The sequence below is a fragment of the Leisingera sp. F5 genome (assembly GCF_001593695.1).
The window spans coordinates 180,865-198,267 of sequence record NZ_LUKH01000006.1; the positions used below are offsets into that span (position 1 = coordinate 180,865).

Genomic DNA, 17,403 nt, shown 5'->3' on the forward strand with positions numbered 1-17,403 from the left:
ACCGCAATCAATCGGGAGAAATCAATGAACAATCATATGCAGTATCTGGCCAGCCAGGCCGCGGCAGGCAAGCTGTCGCGCCGTGACTTCCTGGGCAAAGCCGCCGCTCTGGGCTTTACCGCAGTATCCGCCAACCTGCTGCTGTCCACTGCCGCCAAAGCCGCCGGCCCGCAGAAAGGCGGCACCATCCGCCTCGGCCTGCAGGGCGGCTCCACCACCGACAGCCTGGACCCAGCGCTGGTCACCAACACCGTTGGCCTGATGGTCACCCGCCTGTGGGGTGAAACCCTGGTCGAGCTGGCCGACGACGGCGGCATCGAAGGAAAGCTGGCAGAAAGCTATGAAGCCTCTGCCGACGCCAAGACCTGGACCTTCAAACTCCGTTCCGGCGTGACCTATTCCAACGGCCAGAGCGTCACCGCTGAGGACGTGGTCAAGACTATGGAACGCCACAGCGGCGAAGACACCAAGTCCGGTGCCCTCGGCATCATGCGCGGCATCAAGGACGTGCGCGCAGATGGCGATACTGTTGTCTTCGAACTTGACAGCCCGAACGCCGACCTGCCCTACTTGCTGGCCGACTATCACCTGATCATTCAGCCCGGCGGCGGCAATGACGATCCGGCGGCCGCCATCGGCACCGGCCCATACATTATGAAGTCCGCCGATATGGGTGTGCGCTTCGTTGCCGAAAAGAACCCGAACTACTGGGGTGACCTGGGCAATGCCGAAACCGTTGAAATCATCGTCATCAACGATGACACCGCCCGCGTTGCAGCGCTGCAGTCAGGACAGGTCGATGTGATCGACCGGGTGCCCCCGCGCACCGCGAAACTGGTGGATCGCGCGCCGAACATCACTGTGCACTCGACCTCTGCGGCCGGCCACTATGTGTTCATCATGCACTGCAACACTGCGCCGTTCGACAACAACGATGTGCGCATGGCGCTCAAGTACGGCATGAACCGCCAGGAAATGGTCGACAAGATCCTGAACGGCTATGGCACAGTGGGCAACGACACCCCGATCAACGCCTCCTATCCGATGTACACCGAGCTGGAACAGCGCCAATTCGATCCGGACAAGGCGATGCACCACCTGAAGAAAGCGGGTCACGACGGCTCTATCCTGCTGCGCACCTCAGACAACTCCTTCCCTGGCGCACCGGACGCGGCCGCACTGTTCCAGCAGTCCCTGTCCAGCGCCGGCATCAAACTGGACGTCAAGCGCGAGCCGAACGACGGCTACTGGTCGGAAGTCTGGAACAACCAGCCCTTCTGCACAAGCTACTGGGGCGGCCGGCCGACACAGGACCAGATGTTCACGACCGCTTACCTGTCGACCGCCGACTGGAACGACACCCGCTTCAACAACGAGCAGTTCGACCAGATGCTGGTCGCTGCCCGCGGTGAACTGGATGTTGCCAAGCGCACTCAGATGTATGCCGACATGTCGACAATCCTGCGCGACGAAGGCGGCCTGATCTGCCCGATGTTCAACGACTTTGTCGAGGCAACCACCGACAATGTGGACGGCTGGGTCGAAGGTATTCCGGGCCAGGTTCTGATGAACGGCTATGCTGCCAGCAAGCTGTGGGTCAAAGCCTAAATGTCTCCTATCCTGAAACTCCTGGCTCAGCGCATCGCGCTGAGCCTTCTCCTTCTTCTGCTCATCTCAGTGGTGATCTTCGCCGGCACGATGATTCTGCCCGGCGATGTCGCCCAGTCGATTCTGGGCCAGTCGGCAACCCCGGAAGCGCTTGCCAACCTGAGGGCTGAGCTTGGTGTCAACGATCCCCCCGTGCAGCGTTATTTCGCCTGGCTGTTCGGCGCCATTCAGGGCGACCTGGGCACTGCGCTGACCAGCGGCCAGGACATTTCCGATGCCCTCGCCAGCCGCTTCTGGAACACGCTGTTCCTCGCCTTCTGGGCTGCAGTGGTTGCGGTGCCGCTGGCGATTTTCCTGGGCCTGCTCGCCGTCCGCTTCAAGGACCGCTGGCCCGACAAGCTGATCTCCGGCGTCACCCTCGCCTCGATCTCCATTCCCGAATTCCTGATCGGCTATGTGCTGATGTATCTCATCGCAGTAAAACTGCGCTGGTTCCCATCGGTGGCCATGATCAACGACAGCATGAGCCTGTTTGAAAAGCTGAACGCCATCGCCCTGCCGATTACCGTGCTGACGCTGGTGGTTCTGGCGCATATGATGCGCATGACCCGCGCCGCGATCCTGAACGTGATGCAGTCGGCCTATATCGAAACGGCTGAACTGAAGGGACTTAACGCCTTTCAGGTGATCTACCGCCATGCTTTCCCCAACGCGATCGCACCGATCGTCAACGTGGTGATGCTGAACCTCGCCTATCTGGTTGTGGGCGTCGTGGTGATCGAAGTGGTCTTCGTCTACCCCGGCATGGGCCAGTATCTGGTGGACCATGTGTCCAAGCGTGATGTGCCTGTTGTCCAGGCCTGCGGCCTGATCTTTGCCGCCGTCTATATCGGTTTGAACATGATCGCTGACATCGTCGCCATTCTGAGCAACCCGCGCCTGAGGCATCCGAAATGAAGAATATCCCCATTTCCGCACTCATCGGGCTGTTTTTCACGGCCCTGTACTTTCTCGGCGCGATCTTTGCGCCGCTGCTGGCCCCCTATGGGGTGGGCGAAGTTGTCGGCGACGTCTGGGAGCCCGCCAGCTCCGACTTTATCCTGGGCACCGACAACATCGGCCGGGATCTGCTGACCCGGATGATCTATGGCGGCCAGACCACGATCTTCATCGCCACCGCAGCAACCTTGCTGTCCTTTACGACCGGATCCATTCTGGGCTTCATCGCCGCCGAGGCCGGCGGCTGGCTGGATCAGGCAATGTCACGGTTTGTCGACCTGCTCATGTCGATCCCGACGCTGATCTTTGCTCTTGTCGTGCTGTCGGTCATGCCGGTGACCATTCCCACCCTCATCGTGGTGATGGGCCTGCTGGACTCGACCCGGGTCTACCGGCTGGCGCGGGCGGTGGCTGTCGATATCGAGGTGATGGACTACGTCGAGGCCGCGCGCCTGCGCGGCGAGAGAACCTCGTGGATCATTTTCCGTGAAATCCTGCCCAACGCGCTGTCACCGCTGGTGGCCGAGATGGGCCTGCGCTTCATCTTTGCGGTGCTGTTCGTCTCCACCCTGTCTTTCCTGGGCCTCGGTGTTCAGCCGCCGGCAGCAGACTGGGGCGGCATCGTGAAAGAAAACAAGGACGGCATTGTCTACGGCATTCCTGCGGCCCTGATCCCGGCCTTTGCCATCGCCACCCTGGCGATCTCGGTCAACCTGGTGGCTGACTGGGTGCTGAACCGGACAACCTCGCTGAAAGGAGGCCGCGGATGAGCGATACCCTGTTGAAAGTCCGCGACCTCAAGATCGGCGCGACCATCTACCCGCCGGGGGAAAAGCCCAAGGACATCGAGATCGTGCACGGGGTCAGCTTTGACCTCGCGCCCGGCAAGGTGCTGGGTCTGATCGGCGAATCCGGGGCCGGCAAATCCACCATCGGCCTGGCCTCGATGGCCTATGGCCGCGGCGGCGTGCAGATCACCGGCGGCGAAGTCTGGGTCAACGGGCGCGACATTCTGAAAACCGGCCTTCGCGACGTGCGCAAGCTTCGCGGCGGTGAGGTCACCTATGTGTCGCAATCGGCGGCAGCCTCCTTCAACCCGGCCAAGAAGATCATGGACCAGGTGGTTGAGGCGGCGGTGGAGCAGAAGAAGTTCTCCCGCAAGGACGCCGAGGCGCGCGCCCGCGCCCTGTTTGCCAAGCTGGGCCTGCCGGATCCGGACAATATCGGCGAACGCTTCCCGCATCAGGTGTCGGGCGGCCAGCTGCAGCGCTGCATGACCGCGCTGGCGCTTTGCCCGGAGCCGGATCTGGTGGTGTTCGACGAACCGACCACAGCACTGGACGTGACCACCCAGATCGACGTTTTGATGGCGATCAAGGAAGCGATCCGCGACACTGGCGTTGCCGCGCTCTACATCACCCACGACCTGGCGGTTGTGGCCCAGGTGAGCGACGACATCATGGTGCTGAAGATGGGCAATACCATCGAATACGGCAGTGTCGATCAGATCATCAACGATCCGCAGGAGCAGTACACCCAGGCGCTGGTCTCGGTCCGCTCCATCGAGCATGAGGAAAAGGCCCCGACGCCCGATCCAGTGCTAAGCGTGCGCAACATCACCGCGCGCTACAAGGGCACCCAGTTCGACGTGCTGCACAATGTGAATGTTGATCTCTATCCCGGCCAGACCCTGGCGGTGGTGGGCGAGTCCGGCTCCGGCAAATCCACCCTCGCCCGCGTCATCACCGGGCTTCTTCCCCCGCGCGAGGGTGAGATCGAGTTTGCCGGCCGCACGCTGTCAGGTGATCTCAAAGGCCGCAGCCGCGAGGACCTGCGCGAGCTGCAGATGATCTACCAGATGGCGGACGTGGCGATGAACCCGCGCCAGACCGTCGGCACCATCATCGGCCGCCCGCTGGAGTTCTACTTCGGCATGCGCGGCGCCGAGAAGAAGAAGCGGATCATTGAGCTCTTGGACGAGATCGAGCTGGGCGAGAAGTTCATGGACCGCTATCCGGCGGAACTGTCGGGCGGTCAGAAGCAGCGGGTCTGCATTGCCCGCTCGCTGGCAGCCAAGCCCAAGATGATCATCTGCGACGAGGTCACCTCGGCGCTGGACCCGCTGGTGGCGGACGGCATCCTGAAGCTGCTGCTGGATCTGCAGAAGATCGAGGATGTGGCCTATCTGTTCATCACCCACGACCTGGCGACCGTGCGCGCCATCTCGGACAACATAGCGGTGATGTATCAGGGCAAGGTGCAGCGCTACGGCGGCAAGACCAAAGTGCTGAGCCCGCCGTTTGATGATTACACAGACCTGCTGCTGAGTTCCGTCCCCGAGATGAAGCTGGGCTGGCTGGAAGAGGTGATCGCCAACCGCAAGATGGAAAGCGCCGGCAACTGATCCGGCAGCCCTTTCTGAAGCTATATGCCCCTGCCCGGTTCCGGGCGGGGGCGTTTTCTTTTCTGCCCTTCGTTGTTTTGTGGTAATTTAACGGAGCTGGGAGAATGCGGCGGGTCCAGCCGCAAATAAGTGTTTTGTTTCTGAGTGCAGCTGTTTTGCTTTGCAGGCCAACCTGAAGTCTTCGGGCTGTTTTGTTTTGACTGCATCAGGCTGGAGGGACTGTCATGACAGATTGGGCCATTCACGGACAGGAAATCGGCAATTGCAACTGCAATCCGGGATGCCCCTGCCAGTTCTCGCAACTGCCCACGGACGGCACCTGCGAGGCCATGCTGATCTACCGCATCGACACAGGGCATTACGGCAATGTCCAGCTCGACGGGCTGTATGCGGCAGTGATCTACAAATGGCCAGGCGCGGTGCACGAAGGCAACGGCCAGATGCAGATGATCATCGATGAGCGCGCCTCTGCAGATCAACGGGCCGCGCTGGAGGCGATCATGACCGGTGAAGATACCGATGAGTTCGCCACCATGTTCTACGTGTTCAGCCTGATGAGCCCGACCAAGCATGAAACGCTGAGCGCCGCGATCTCATTGGATTACGATAGCGAAACCGGCATAGGATCGGCCAAGGTCGGCGATTACGCGGAAACCAAGGTGCAGCCGATCCCCAACATCGTCTCAGGGGATCCGCATTTCATCAGCATCGCACTGCCGAAAGGGTTCGAATTCGCCGAGGCAGCCATGGCCAGCGGTGCAACCGTGACACGCAATGCAGCGATCAGCCTGGACAAGAACAGCGGAACCCACGCCCATATCGCCGATCTGCACCTGACCGGCCGAGGCGTTGAGCGCGCGGCCTGACACGGTCATGGCACCGGTGCAGCAGACCAAGGGAACGGCGGAGCGGCTGGCGCGCCACGACCAGGCAGTGGTGCTGGGCGCCGTGGCCCTGATTGTGCTGCTAAGCGCGGCCTACACTGTCTTCGGCGTCGGCATGGACATGACCGCGGTCGAGATGACGCGGATGGCCCGTCCGATCGGCAAGCCAATGCAGATGGGCGCGGGCAATGCCTGGACGCCAGCCTATACTGCGCTGATCTTCCTGATGTGGTGGATCATGATGATCGCCATGATGACCCCCAGTGCGGCGCCTGTGCTGTTGCTGTACACAGCCATCAAAAAGGCCGGCTCCCGGCCGCACCAGGCACCGCTGCTGAGCTTGGCATTCCTGAGCGGTTATCTGCTGGCTTGGGCCGTTTTTTCAGCTATCGCCACCACCCTGCAATGGTGGCTGGAATCGTGGGGCCTCTCAGATGGTCCCATGATGTCGCTCAGCAGCCGCGCGCTTGGCGGTGCGTTGTTGCTGGCGGCGGGCGCCTATCAGTTTACCCCCTACAAGCACGCCTGCCTAATTCATTGCCGTATGCCGGTACAATTTCTGACCGCGCATAACCGCACAGGTTTGGATGGTGCTGTACTGATGGGCGCCCATCACGGCGTCTTTTGCCTGGGTTGCTGCTGGGCTTTGATGCTGCTGCTGTTTGCCGGCGGGATCATGAACCTCTACTGGATTGCCGGGCTTGCGCTTTATGTGATGGCGGAAAAGCATGTCCCCAGCCCGCGCCTCTTTGCATATTCCACTGGCGGGCTTCTGGTGCTTGCAGGCTGCTATGTCCTCGCCACCGAATTCTGAAATCCGGCCGGCGTCTCGCCGGTAAAACAAGGGAACATCCCGCCCGAATGCCGGTTTCTGACCAACTTTTCGTTTTTTGAATGGCAATTCAAGAAACCGTCACGATGATACGGCACCGAGGTCTGCGCGAAAAAAGGGATTCGGCGAATGGACAACAAACTCCTGCTCATCATTCTGGACGGTGTGCCCTGGCGCAACTTCCGCCGCCTGTTCGGGAATCTGGAAGGCTGGGTGGACAGCGGCGATGCCCGCGTCTGGAAGCTGCGCGCGGTGCTGCCGTCGATTTCCGCCAGCTGCTATGCCTCGATCCATACCGGCGTGGCACCTGCCGTTCACGGCTGCACCGGCAATGCCAATGTGTTCCGGCTGAAGGAAAAAGACGTGTTTTCCCAGGTGCGCGATGCGGGCGGCGTGACAGGGGCTGTGGCGCACAGTTACTGGTCTTCGTTCTTCAACCGCCATCCCTTCGACTACGTCCGCGACATCGAATATGACGAGCCGGAAAGCAAGACCATCAACCATGGCCGCTTCCACTCGATGACCGGTTACGGCAAGGACAATCAGATGACCCCGTCGGATGTTGATCTGTTCGGCACGCTGACCAACCTCTGCCTGCGCTTTGGCCTCGACTACGGCATGTTGCACACCTGCACGCTGGACAGCATGGGCCACCGCTATTTCCACGACTGCCAGGAAATGGACCACGCTTGTTTCGTGATGGACGAGATGCTGGCCCCCTTCATCACCCGCTGGCGCGATCTGGGCTACGATGTGATCGTCACCGCCGACCACGGCCAGGACGAGCGCGGCCATCACGGCGGCCGCGGTGCGCTGCAGCAGGAAACCGCCCTCTATTACTTTGGCGAGGCAGAAGGGCCGGATCATGGCGACGTTATCGACCAGCGCCAGCTGGCGCCGACCATCCTGAAACGTCTGGGTGCCCCCATTGCCGGCACCATGAAAGCAGAACCGTTCCTGAAGTAACGCGAATTCGGCGGTTGTGTGCTAGGATGGCCCTCAGCCGCCGTTTTGTCGATCAGGAAGGATTGCCATGAAATCTTTTGCTGCCGCGCTATGCCTGCTGGCGTCCCCGGTATTGGCCAGCGATGCCTGCCACGACCTGTGGTTCACCAGAAATGCGGTGATTGACCGTGCCGGATACTGTTTCGGCTCCCCCTTGGGACGGGCAGTGTTCAACAACGGGGATTGCACCGGCAAATCCGTATCCTTGCCGCCGCATTCCGAGCGGATGGTGGCATTGGTCAAGGAGATGGAAGCGCGCTTTGGCTGCCGGGTGAACAACAAGCAGACCTATCTGAATCTGGACGATCTGTTCCTCAGATACCAGCTGTGGGACCTGCCTGTGCGGGATGAGTTTGAAAGCGCCTGCCTGGGCTGGCTGGGTCCGGTGACCGGCCTGCGGGCTGGGCACCGCCCGGATGCACCGCTGATCGGTCAGATCGGTTCCGGGGATTATGTCAGCTATTCGCACATCCCGGTTGGCAGCTGGACCTACGTCACAACCTCCGGCCCGGATTGGCAAGCTACCAGCGGCGGCTGGCTGGATACATCGCTGGTTCAGGAGCAATGCCGCGAGGTTGCCGGCTAGGACGCCTCGTCATCATAGCTCCAGATCCCCTGCCCCAGCGCCTCGATCGCAACTGAGATCCGCTCGAAACTGTCACGCGCCCGGCCCACGGTGTGGCGCGCGCGCAGGTATCCGTGGATCAGGCCCGGCTCGTTGATCCAATGCGCCTTGCCGCCGGCCTCCAGAATGCGGTCGCGGTAATCGCGGGAGTCATCGCGCACCGGGTCGCAATCAGCCGTCACCAGCACTGTCGGCGGCAAGCCGGCAAAATCGCTGTCGGCAAGCGGTATCAAAAGCGGATCGTCCTTAGGCGCCTCGCCTTCGATGCGGATATCCATGTAAAACAGCACATCCTCGCGGGTCAGCATCGGTGCCTGGGCGTGTTCGATATAGGACCCCTGGTTCACATCGCCGCCAAAGGCGCCATAGATCAGCACCTGCCCCAGGATCGCTTCCGTCCGGCCCCGGGCATGGTGGGCAACCGCTGCGCAAAGATTCGCACCGGCGCTGTCGCCCGTCAGGACAATGCCCTTGCCATAAGCCGCCTCCACCCATTCCAAGGCGGTCCAGGCATCCTCGAAACTGGCCGGGTGCTTGTGTTCAGGTGCCAGGCGGTAATCCACGGCCACCACCCGGTAGCCGGTCTGGGCGCAGATCTCGGCGCAGACATCGTCGTGGCTGTCCAATCCGCCGACCACAAATCCACCGCCATGGCAGAACAGAACCGTGCGGGTCGGATCGCCTGCGGTATAGACCCGGACCGGCACAGCATTGGCCGAGGTGTCTGTGACCGAAACCACATCCGGACGCGGCACCCGGAACTCGCGAGCCATAGCGTCGTAAATCAGGCGCTGCTCCTCAATGGACATCTCAACGGCGTCATCAGGGTAAAGCTCCCCGGTCTTCTGAATGAAGTCCCAGGTTTCCTCGTCGATCAGCCGTTCATAATCCATCCGCGAGCCTCCCTGCGTGCCTGTTTCCAGAGCCTAGGCAGAGATTCCCGCAAATGGAATGCCTGAATGAAAAAGCGCCCCGCAGGGCGCCCTTTATCTCACGTTTGCAGGCCGGTTCAGGCCGCCGCCGGCTCCCAAGGCCGGACGAAATTGTCCAGAACGCCGGAAATTTCAGGCTCCGCACTGCCATTCGCCGCCACCTGCGCGACCAGACCGCGTTTCTTGTCGTCCGTGACACTGACAACACGCGCCGCCAGCCCGGCCTGTTCAAGCGCACCATTGTAAACACGGGTGATCGCATGTTTGCGCAGGTCGGGTTTGAACACCTTGCCCACGGCAGTTTTCGGCAGCTCATCCAGCACCGTCAGATGCTTGGGGATCGCAGCGCGTTCATGCACATGGATCTTGCAGTATTCCAGCAGTTCCTCCGCGCTGACCGAGGCGCCGCCCACCAGTTCAACAAAGGCGCAAGGCAGTTCTCCCGAATGGGCATCCGGCTGGCCGATAGCCCCGGCAAATGCCACAGCTTCATGCCCCAGCAAGGCTTCTTCGATCTCCGCCGGGTCGATGTTGTGACCGCCGCGGATAATCAGGTCCTTGGCGCGCCCGGTGATCCACAGGTAGCCGTCCTCGTCGGTCCGCCCCAGGTCGCCGGTGCGCAGGTATTTGTTCTGATAGTAAAGGTCCACGTTCTTGTCGGCTTCGGTATAGGTGTTGCCGGGGTAAACGCCGGGGTTGGAAATGCAGATTTCCCCCACTTCATCGACATCGCATTCCAGCGGGCCATCCGCGGTCTGCTTGACGATCCGCACATCCGTATAGGGGAGCGGGATCCCAACCGAGCCAACCTTCTTTTCACCGCCCGGAGGGTTGCAGGAAACCAGGCAGGTCGCCTCGGTCAAGCCATAACCCTCGACAATGGTCACGCCTGACGCCGCCTCAAACCGCTTGAACAGTTCCATCGGCATGGGGGCCGAACCCGAAAACGCCGTTTTCACCGAGGATATATCAGCGTCCACTTCCCGTTGCATCAATGCCGAAACCGCGGTGGGCACGGTGATGATAAAACTGATCTTCCAGCGTTCGATCAGCTTCCAGAAGTTGTCGAACACCCCCTCGCCCCGGTAGCCCTGCGGCGTCGGGAACACCACATGCGCGCCAGAGGACACCGCCGCCATCATGATCACATGCACCGCAAAGACATGAAACAACGGCAGCGGGCACATGATATTGTCTTCTTCGGTGAACAGCAGTGTGTCCCCCAGCCAGCCATTATAGATCAGCCCCGAATATTTGTGCTGCGCCACCTTGGGCATACCGGTAGTGCCGCCGGTGTGGAAATAGCAGGCAACCCGGTCGCCGTCGCTGTCGGGGAAATTCAGTGTGGCGGGCTGTTTCGCCATCTCCTTGGAGAAAGTCAGGTAATCCGCATGGGCCGCCTTGGCCTGATTGTCCAATTTGGGCCGGACCAACGGCACGATCCAGGACTTGGGCGGTGTCAGATAGCGGTTCAGATCCACTTCCAGCACCGTGTTGACACCCGGTGCGTGGCGGACCGCCTCGGCCACCTTCTGGGCCACATCCGTCTTGGGAAAGGGCCGCAGGGTCACGACTACCTTGGCCTTGGTCTCGCGCAGGATCGAGGCGATCTGTTCCGGCTCCAGCAACGGGTTGATCGGGTTCACAATCCCCGCCACAGCACCGCCCAGCATGGTGACCAGCGTCTCGTGGCAGTTGGGCAGCACATAGGCGACCACATCCTGCTCTCCGATCCCCAGCGCGCGGAACATGTTGGCCGCCTGGCTCACCTGATCCTTCAGCGTGCTCCAGGTCAAGGTTTCCGCCTTGTCCTGGGGGCCGGAAAAAATCTGATAGCTGACCGCCTTGCTGTTCGGATACTTGCCCGCCGTGCGTGACAGCAGCCCGTACAGCGTGGCCGGCAGATTCCGCGCCTCCCACGGCATTTCATTCTGCAGCGCGTCGCGGTCCGCGACTCCGGAAAATCCCATAAATCTCCTCCCCGTTCCCCCAATGCATGGGGTGTTCTATTTGCGCCCAGACTATTGCAAACACGCAATTGCGCAAGCGCCGGTGCAGGGTCACGCCAAGGCAGGTTGCGGCATGACGTGGCGCCATTTTCCCGCCCATTGCAGTTTCCGAAACGAAAAACACCCCGGAACCGGTCCGGGGTGCAGGGTGTTTTGCAGGAGTTGGCGTTTACTCCGCCGCCAGCCCTTCGGTGAACTGCAGCTTGGCCAGACGCGCATACAGCCCGCCTTGCGCCACCAGTTCATCGTGGGTGCCGGTGGCCACGATCCGGCCCTGATCCATCACCACAATCCGGTCGGCCTTTTTCACTGTCGCCAGACGGTGCGCCACGATCAACGTGGTGCGGCCCTGGCTCAGCTCGTCCACCGCGGCCTGCACCAAACGTTCGCTTTCGGCATCCAGCGCCGAGGTCGCCTCGTCCAGCAACAGTACCGGCGCATCGCGCAGAATGGCGCGGGCGATGGCAATCCGCTGCTTCTGACCGCCCGACAGCATCACCCCGCGTTCACCGACAAAGCTGTCATAGCCTTCGGGCAGTTTCGAGATGAACTCATGCGCGGCAGCCGCCTGGGCCGCGGCCTCAACCTCGGCATCCGAGGCCTCAGGCCGGCCGAACCGGATGTTTTCGCGCGCTGAAGCGGCAAAGATCACCGGATCCTGCGGCACCAGTGCGATATGGCGGCGGAACTCGTCCCGCTGCAGCGCAGTCAGCGCTGCGCCGTCCAGCTTCACCGCGCCTTGGTTTGGATCATAGAAACGCTGCAGCAGCTGAATGATGGTGGTCTTGCCCGCCCCGGAAGGCCCGACAAAGGCCACGGTCTCGCCCGGCTTTACTGCCAGGGACACCGCGTCCAGCGCCGAAACATCGGGGCGCGACGGATAGCGGAACGACACATTTTCGAACGTGATCTCGCCTTTCACTGGCGCCGACAGCACCTGTGCGGCAACCGGATCCAGCACGGTATCCTTCGCATTCAGAAGCTCCACCAGCCGCTCGGTCGCGCCGGCAGCGCGCTGCAGTTCGCTCCAGATTTCCGAAAGCGCCGCAACCGAACCCGCCACCAGCACAGCATAGATCACAAACTGGATCAGCGTGCCTTCGGACATTGCACCGGCGCGGACATCATTGGCGCCCATCCACAACACGCCGACAATGCCGGAGAACACCAGGAAAATGACAATGACGGTCAAATAGGCCCGTGTCTGGATCCGGCGGCAGGAAACATTATAGGCGGTTTCGGTCATCTCGCCGAATTTCAGGCGGCTGGCGGCCTCATGTGTAAAGGCCTGCACGGTCTGCACCGCCCCCAAAGCCTCGCCCGCATTACCCGAGGACGCCGCAATCCAATCCTGGTTTTCCTTGCTGATCGCCCGCAAGCGGCGGCCCAGAACCAGGATCGGCACAATGACAGCCGGCACGATCAGCAGCACCATCATCGTCAGCTTGGCCGAGGTCAGCAGCATCAGCACCATGCCGCCCAGGAAAATCAGCAGGTTGCGCAGCGCGATTGAAACGGAGGATCCCAGCACCGACTGGATCAGCGTGGTGTCTGTGGTGATCCGGCTCAGCACCTCACCGGTCATGACCCGTTCGTAAAACTCAGGGCTCATCCCGATCACCCGGTCAAACACAGCCTTACGGATATCGGCCACCACCCGCTCGCCCAGCCGGGTCACCAGCGCATAACGCACGCCGGTGCCAGCCGCCAGCAGCGCCGCAATCCCCAGCGCCGCACCAAAGTAAAGGTTCAGCAGTTCAGCATCCGAAACCCGGAAATTGTCCACCACCCGACGCACCGCCAAAGGAAGCGTCAACGACAGCGCCGCGGTCATTACAAGCGCGCAGGTCGCAGCTATCATCAACAGGCGGTACGGCCGCATGAACGGCCACAACGCCGACAGCACGCCAATTTTCCGGGAGCCTTCGCGCTCCTGTTCCGCATTCGGGGCCGCTTGTCTCCGCGCCATTCCGGATCCTTCTGCACTTTGGGCTGGCGGGTATGAAACCCCGCGCATTCGCCAAGGTTCATGGCCCTGAAGGCCCCGCGCGTCAAGCACTGAGCCGTTTCAAAAAGCACATGAAAGCGCGGACAACCCGCGTAACGGAGTAGCAGAATAGCAATCGGGAAGGATCTGGAGCGGGTAGCGGGAATCGAACCCGCACCTTAAGCTTGGAAGGCTCTTATGATACCATTTCACCATACCCGCTCAGAGTGCTTGCTGATTTAGGTGAAGCACCGGGGAAGGTCAACCACCTAGGTTTCGTTTCTCAACGGGCCGCAGATAAAATCTCTCCATGCCTTGCGGGATGCCCGGCAAGCCCCCCAAATATAGGAACAATTCTGCCAACGTCTGCAACTTCAACGATCCGGACCTCCACCTTGACGAAGACCACACGCACCGCCGTCATAACGGCCCATGGCCAGCCCTCCGACCCCGCTCCGGCAGAAGCTGCCCTGGCCGGTCTTGCGGCAGAGGTTGCGGCGTTTCTGCCGGATTGGGATGTGCGCTCTGCCACCCTCGCCACGCCTGGACGGCTGGAGCAAGAAATCTCCGAAGGCGCGGTGATCTACCCGTTTTTCATGTCGCAGGGATGGTTCACGGCCAAAGTTCTGCCCGACCGCCTGCAGGGCCGCTGCTACCGCATGGCCCCGCCTTTTGGTCTGGATGCTGCCCTTCCCGCCCTTGCGGCACAGGCCATCCGACAGACCGCAGAAAGGCTAAGCTGGCCACTAACGGAAACGCATCTTCTGCTTGCCGCGCACGGTTCTGCCCGCGGCCCCAAGGCGGCAGAGGCCGCAGAGCATTTTGCAGCCCGCTTGCGTCCTTTACTGCCCGGCTGCACACTCTCGCCGGGCTATGTGGAACAGCCCCCCCGGGTTGATGCAGCCGCAATGTCCCTGCCCGCCTGTTCCATTTGCTTGCCATTCTTTGCCCAAGCCGGTGACCATGTGAAACAAGACATCCCCCAAGCGCTTGAGACTGCCGGTTTCCAAGGAATTTTGCTGCCCGTCACAGGTGCGCTGCCCGGTATTCCCGCCTTGATCGCCGAAGCCATCCGCGTGGCAGCACTTGACCAAAGCGCAGGAGGGTGAGTTTCCACCCTTCCGGAAAGAAAAGCAAAATTTGGCCCTGACAGAGGCAAAACGCCTCTTGCACCGGCCGCGGGCATATGATTAATCACCTCCTACACCACGGATGGCGAGTTGGCGGAGTGGTGACGCAGCGGATTGCAAATCCGTGTACACCGGTTCGATTCCGGTACTCGCCTCCAAGCAAAATCAAGCCCTTACGCTGATTTTCCCAAGCCCGCGAAAAGCGCTCTCAACAAGTCTCTCAACATTCCTGTTTCGGTTCCGTTCCGTTCTCATGCTCCTTTGATGTATCACGCGGCCACCGGAGCGACCGGCGACAGCGACTTGAAATCCTTCACCCACTGATACACGCGGGACCGGCCAATCCTGGGGCCTTCAATCGCCTGCAGCTCATGCAGGATCTGCATCGGACTTTTGCCAGCCAACACCAGTTCCCGCGCCTTATCCACCCTTTCCGGCGTCATGGTCTGCGGGCGGCCGTGCGCTTCCCCGCGCTCCTTAGCCGCCTTCAGCCCGGCCATGGTGCGCTCCCGGATCAAGTCACGCTCCATCTGCGCCAGCGCCGCCATGATATGGAACATGCCCTTGCCCATCGGCGTGCCAAGGTCAAAGTTCTCTGTCAGGCTGACCAGGCGCACGCCGTCGCGCTCAAACCCATGCATCGTGTCGATGATGCCGCGCATGGTGCGGCCCAGGCGGTCCAGCTTCCAGACCACGAATTCAGCGCCACTGCGGCGGCTTGATCGGATCGCCTCATCAAGGCCGGGCCGCTTCTGGCTGGCGCCGCTCATCTTGTCGGTGAAGATCAGATGATCAGGCACGCCGTGCTTTTTGATGGCTGCGATCTGCATATCAAGGTTTTGGTCGACGGTTGAAACGCGGGCATAGCCCACGGCAAACTTTTCGGATTCTGTCACTGTTTTCTCTACGCGGCAGCTTAGTCGCTGCTCGAATTGTTGGACTGCTTTCTGGACACGGCATCGCCCTGCCCCCCTTCACGATTGAGCTTTTCCTTAACAGCCTCACGGATGAACTTTGCACGCTTGTTAGGCCCCTCCAGCGCGTCGATGCGCTCAAGGTCTTCTGGCGCCAATCGCACCACAGTCGGCTTCACTTTGAGCGGCGGTCTACCCATGGGGGTGGCGGTATCCGATATCGGTAAGTCTGTCAATTTTCTGGTCAGCTCCGCATTAAGCGATATCGCTTATTCATGCAACAACACTTCCAACAACCGCCGGAGGCCCTATGGCACAGCAAGAAACAGGATACTTGATCCACAAGGACGGGCGCGGATGGTACTGCCCCGGCGCGCAAGGCTACACCCTGCACGCTGACGAAGCCGGGCGCTTCACCCACTCTGATGCCTTCGCCTATTCCCACCCAAACGGCCCAAATGGCCCGCGCGACGGGATTACGTTCAAACATGAAAGCGAGGTTCAGAGCGGAGCCGATTGCGAGAAAGACATTCGCATCCACGCGCTGACCACTGAACGCGATACACTGCGGTCCGCGCAGGAGGAACTGTCACAGGCGCTTTCTGAAGCTGCAGCAGAGATTGAGACACTCAAGGCCCAGCTGCGCGGCGCCAATAGTGCTGCTGACACCATAGCCCGCGCCTGCCTTTAGCCGCCAATCCATAAAACACCACCAGGAGAACCGCCATGTCTAACGGCGACGGAATGACCAACTTTCACTGGCTTGAACACGCTTCCGGTAACGGCGTTGCGTGGTCGCTGATCGGCATCCCAGCCGCGCTGGCATGGGTAGCGGCGGCGCTCTGCTGGTTCATTGAGCCGCGCCTGGCCGCAGAGGTCTCGCCGCTGGCGTGGGCCATGTGGGTGGCGCTTGGCTGGTACGGACTTCTGTTCGTGATCTTTGGTGGATGGCTGGGATTGCTGGCCATCACTGCCGCCCTGTAATCCAGAAATCCCCGCCCGGAGGAACCGATGAAACCGACACCGAAACAGCAGCAGGCGCTGCAGCACATCAAAGATGGCCAAGTTCAATATCACCGTTTCGGATATGGAGCCTGGCGGATCACTGGCCCCTCGCAACCAACCGTAGTTGGCCGGGTCATGTCTGACGGCCTGGCCAAATGGGAGAAGGCCCCGAAAACCGACGATGCAAAGATCGCCGTGCTGACACCCAAGGGCGTTGAGGCCCTGCCCGCCAATGCTCATTGTACGCCGCCTGCTGCTGCATGTAGGTGAGCGGGTCGGTCCGCAGCAATTCGTGATCCGGGGGCTGCGGGGGATTGAAACCGCCCTGCTCGGCCGCCTGAACCAGGTATTCAAGTTGCTGCTGCTGGTGCTGCATGGTCTGCCCGTAGGTCTGGACCTGCTTGCGGGCCTCAGAGACTTCTTGCATCCCCTGCTGGATGTACTTCTGACCGGAATAGCCGCGCTGCAGTTCTTCCAGAGATACCCGTTCTTCCTTGCCGTCAACCTTGACGGTGAAAAGCTGGGCCTCGGATCCTACCTCGGTTTCCTCGTCTTCATCATCCTGTTCGCCGTCGTCATCGGCGTCTTCCGCATCGCGCTCATCGTCGCCATCGTCCGTCTGATCTTCCTCAAGATCAGGTGCGTCGGAGGTTTCTGCATGGTCGTCCTGCGTGTCGTCTTCGGCTTCCGGCTCAATCAAGCTGTCAACCATCTGATCAAAGGACATGGATTCAGTCGCGGCATCCGCCCCGGTGCTGATTTCAGTCATTTGTAACTCCATTTAAAGGAAAGCCGTCGCCATCACGGCGGGGCAGTTGGCGGCTTCGGCCCTTGAGCTTCGGCCGGCGTTCCAGCTTGGCGGCAGTCACCGCTCTTGCCATCTTCGCCTTGAGCTTCCCGAGGGCGCGAAGCATCGCATGCGCCTCGGAAGTATCTTCCATCTTCGCATCCGTATTTTCGAAGATTTTCACTTGTTCTTCAACGGTTTCTTGATGGTATTCCTGAAAAAGTTTGCTGGCCTGCAGCGCTTCCGCGCGAGTGGCCTTTTCGGTCTTTTCGGTCATTGATA

At 60.9% G+C, this 17,403-nt stretch carries 19 protein-coding genes and 2 tRNA genes; 14 read left to right on the forward strand and 7 right to left on the reverse strand.

Going from position 1 to position 17,403, the window contains the following annotated elements; all coding sequences use genetic code 11:
* Positions 1 to 24: 24 nt before the first annotated feature.
* The 8 genes from A2I95_RS05795 to A2I95_RS05830 all read left to right on the forward strand — a co-directional run bounded on the left by A2I95_RS05795 (position 25) and on the right by A2I95_RS05830 (position 8,318).
* On the forward strand, positions 25 to 1,608 hold the full coding sequence (locus A2I95_RS05795) for an ABC transporter substrate-binding protein (protein WP_291728739.1): 1,584 nt from the start codon (positions 25 to 27) through the stop codon (positions 1,606 to 1,608).
* Complete coding sequence (locus A2I95_RS05800) at positions 1,609 to 2,565, forward strand: ABC transporter permease (RefSeq protein ID WP_291728741.1); 957 nt, start codon at positions 1,609 to 1,611, stop codon at positions 2,563 to 2,565.
* The gene (locus A2I95_RS05805; protein WP_291728743.1) at positions 2,562 to 3,377 is read left to right on the forward strand and encodes an ABC transporter permease; all 816 of its coding nucleotides are present in this window, start codon (positions 2,562 to 2,564) and stop codon (positions 3,375 to 3,377) included. The genes A2I95_RS05800 and A2I95_RS05805 overlap by 4 nt, the downstream gene beginning before the upstream one ends.
* A complete protein-coding gene (locus A2I95_RS05810) occupies positions 3,374 to 5,011 on the forward strand; it encodes an ABC transporter ATP-binding protein (protein ID WP_291728745.1) in 1,638 nt (545 codons plus the stop codon). Before A2I95_RS05805 ends, A2I95_RS05810 begins: the two co-directional genes overlap by 4 nt.
* Positions 5,012 to 5,235: 224 nt before the next feature.
* Entirely contained in the window at positions 5,236 to 5,877 is a 642-nt protein-coding gene (locus A2I95_RS05815) for a DUF1326 domain-containing protein (RefSeq protein ID WP_291728747.1), read from the forward strand.
* Between the two features lie 7 nt (positions 5,878 to 5,884).
* Complete coding sequence (locus A2I95_RS05820; RefSeq protein ID WP_291728749.1) at positions 5,885 to 6,709, forward strand: DUF2182 domain-containing protein; 825 nt, start codon at positions 5,885 to 5,887, stop codon at positions 6,707 to 6,709.
* A 147-nt stretch (positions 6,710 to 6,856) separates the two neighbouring features.
* Complete coding sequence (locus A2I95_RS05825) at positions 6,857 to 7,693, forward strand: alkaline phosphatase family protein (RefSeq protein WP_291728751.1); 837 nt, start codon at positions 6,857 to 6,859, stop codon at positions 7,691 to 7,693.
* Between the two features lie 67 nt (positions 7,694 to 7,760).
* Entirely contained in the window at positions 7,761 to 8,318 is a 558-nt protein-coding gene (locus A2I95_RS05830) for a DUF4453 domain-containing protein (protein ID WP_291728753.1), read from the forward strand.
* Here the strand turns inward: A2I95_RS05830 and A2I95_RS05835 are convergent.
* From A2I95_RS05835 to A2I95_RS05850, 4 genes are all read right to left on the reverse strand, one after another.
* Entirely contained in the window at positions 8,315 to 9,250 is a 936-nt protein-coding gene (locus A2I95_RS05835) for an alpha/beta hydrolase (RefSeq protein WP_291728755.1), read from the reverse strand. The two genes, A2I95_RS05830 and A2I95_RS05835, sit on opposite strands and share 4 nt — an antisense overlap.
* A 116-nt stretch (positions 9,251 to 9,366) precedes the next feature.
* Positions 9,367 to 11,259, reverse strand: a complete 1,893-nt coding sequence (locus A2I95_RS05840; protein ID WP_291728757.1) for an acyl-CoA synthetase — start codon at positions 11,257 to 11,259, stop codon at positions 9,367 to 9,369.
* Between the two features lie 208 nt (positions 11,260 to 11,467).
* Complete coding sequence (locus tag A2I95_RS05845) at positions 11,468 to 13,267, reverse strand: ABC transporter transmembrane domain-containing protein (protein ID WP_291728759.1); 1,800 nt, start codon at positions 13,265 to 13,267, stop codon at positions 11,468 to 11,470.
* Positions 13,268 to 13,433: 166 nt separating this feature from the next.
* Positions 13,434 to 13,507 (reverse strand) — tRNA-Gly (locus A2I95_RS05850).
* Between the two features lie 173 nt (positions 13,508 to 13,680).
* Here A2I95_RS05850 and A2I95_RS05855 point away from each other — a divergent pair.
* Together A2I95_RS05855 and A2I95_RS05860 are read left to right on the forward strand one after the other, a co-directional pair.
* Complete coding sequence (locus A2I95_RS05855) at positions 13,681 to 14,394, forward strand: CbiX/SirB N-terminal domain-containing protein (protein WP_291728761.1); 714 nt, start codon at positions 13,681 to 13,683, stop codon at positions 14,392 to 14,394.
* A 105-nt stretch (positions 14,395 to 14,499) separates the two neighbouring features.
* A tRNA-Cys gene (locus A2I95_RS05860) sits at positions 14,500 to 14,573 on the forward strand.
* A 111-nt stretch (positions 14,574 to 14,684) separates the two neighbouring features.
* On the opposite strand, the gene A2I95_RS05865 is transcribed toward A2I95_RS05860, so the two are convergent.
* Positions 14,685 to 15,311: a recombinase family protein gene (locus A2I95_RS05865; protein ID WP_291728763.1), complete on the reverse strand. Its 627-nt coding sequence runs from the start codon at positions 15,309 to 15,311 to the stop codon at positions 14,685 to 14,687.
* A 20-nt stretch (positions 15,312 to 15,331) separates the two neighbouring features.
* The gene (locus tag A2I95_RS05870; RefSeq protein ID WP_291728765.1) at positions 15,332 to 15,529 is read right to left on the reverse strand and encodes a hypothetical protein; all 198 of its coding nucleotides are present in this window, start codon (positions 15,527 to 15,529) and stop codon (positions 15,332 to 15,334) included.
* A gap of 110 nt (positions 15,530 to 15,639) precedes the next feature.
* Here A2I95_RS05870 and A2I95_RS05875 point away from each other — a divergent pair, with 110 nt between their 5' ends.
* Genes A2I95_RS05875 through A2I95_RS05890 form a run of 4 tightly spaced genes read left to right on the forward strand, consistent with a single transcriptional unit; the run spans position 15,640 to position 17,109 of the window.
* Complete coding sequence (locus tag A2I95_RS05875) at positions 15,640 to 16,020, forward strand: hypothetical protein (protein WP_291728767.1); 381 nt, start codon at positions 15,640 to 15,642, stop codon at positions 16,018 to 16,020.
* 35 nt (positions 16,021 to 16,055) lie between these two features.
* Positions 16,056 to 16,313 (forward strand): hypothetical protein, encoded by a 258-nt coding sequence (locus A2I95_RS05880; RefSeq protein ID WP_291728770.1) that lies wholly within the window; start codon positions 16,056 to 16,058, stop codon positions 16,311 to 16,313.
* Positions 16,314 to 16,340: 27 nt separating this feature from the next.
* Positions 16,341 to 16,604 (forward strand): hypothetical protein, encoded by a 264-nt coding sequence (locus A2I95_RS05885; RefSeq protein ID WP_291728772.1) that lies wholly within the window; start codon positions 16,341 to 16,343, stop codon positions 16,602 to 16,604.
* A complete protein-coding gene (locus A2I95_RS05890; RefSeq protein ID WP_291728774.1) occupies positions 16,567 to 17,109 on the forward strand; it encodes a hypothetical protein in 543 nt (180 codons plus the stop codon). The genes A2I95_RS05885 and A2I95_RS05890 overlap by 38 nt, the downstream gene beginning before the upstream one ends.
* Here the strand turns inward: A2I95_RS05890 and A2I95_RS05895 are convergent.
* Entirely contained in the window at positions 17,096 to 17,398 is a 303-nt protein-coding gene (locus tag A2I95_RS05895) for a hypothetical protein (RefSeq protein WP_291728776.1), read from the reverse strand. The genes A2I95_RS05890 and A2I95_RS05895 overlap by 14 nt on opposite strands.
* Between the last annotated feature and the right edge of the window lie 5 nt (positions 17,399 to 17,403).

Coding starts and splice junctions, on each gene's coding strand:
- A2I95_RS05795 (WP_291728739.1), top strand. CDS start 25: ATGAACAATCATATGCAGTATCTGGCCAGCCAGGCCGCGGCAGGCAAG.
- A2I95_RS05800 (WP_291728741.1), top strand. CDS start 1,609: ATGTCTCCTATCCTGAAACTCCTGGCTCAGCGCATCGCGCTGAGCCTT.
- A2I95_RS05805 (WP_291728743.1), top strand. CDS start 2,562: ATGAAGAATATCCCCATTTCCGCACTCATCGGGCTGTTTTTCACGGCC.
- A2I95_RS05810 (WP_291728745.1), top strand. CDS start 3,374: ATGAGCGATACCCTGTTGAAAGTCCGCGACCTCAAGATCGGCGCGACC.
- A2I95_RS05815 (WP_291728747.1), top strand. CDS start 5,236: ATGACAGATTGGGCCATTCACGGACAGGAAATCGGCAATTGCAACTGC.
- A2I95_RS05820 (WP_291728749.1), top strand. CDS start 5,885: ATGGCACCGGTGCAGCAGACCAAGGGAACGGCGGAGCGGCTGGCGCGC.
- A2I95_RS05825 (WP_291728751.1), top strand. CDS start 6,857: ATGGACAACAAACTCCTGCTCATCATTCTGGACGGTGTGCCCTGGCGC.
- A2I95_RS05830 (WP_291728753.1), top strand. CDS start 7,761: ATGAAATCTTTTGCTGCCGCGCTATGCCTGCTGGCGTCCCCGGTATTG.
- A2I95_RS05835 (WP_291728755.1), bottom strand. CDS start 9,250: ATGGATTATGAACGGCTGATCGACGAGGAAACCTGGGACTTCATTCAG.
- A2I95_RS05840 (WP_291728757.1), bottom strand. CDS start 11,259: ATGGGATTTTCCGGAGTCGCGGACCGCGACGCGCTGCAGAATGAAATG.
- A2I95_RS05845 (WP_291728759.1), bottom strand. CDS start 13,267: ATGGCGCGGAGACAAGCGGCCCCGAATGCGGAACAGGAGCGCGAAGGC.
- A2I95_RS05870 (WP_291728765.1), bottom strand. CDS start 15,529: ATGGGTAGACCGCCGCTCAAAGTGAAGCCGACTGTGGTGCGATTGGCG.
- A2I95_RS05875 (WP_291728767.1), top strand. CDS start 15,640: ATGGCACAGCAAGAAACAGGATACTTGATCCACAAGGACGGGCGCGGA.
- A2I95_RS05880 (WP_291728770.1), top strand. CDS start 16,056: ATGTCTAACGGCGACGGAATGACCAACTTTCACTGGCTTGAACACGCT.
- A2I95_RS05885 (WP_291728772.1), top strand. CDS start 16,341: ATGAAACCGACACCGAAACAGCAGCAGGCGCTGCAGCACATCAAAGAT.
- A2I95_RS05890 (WP_291728774.1), top strand. CDS start 16,567: ATGCTCATTGTACGCCGCCTGCTGCTGCATGTAGGTGAGCGGGTCGGT.
- A2I95_RS05895 (WP_291728776.1), bottom strand. CDS start 17,398: ATGACCGAAAAGACCGAAAAGGCCACTCGCGCGGAAGCGCTGCAGGCC.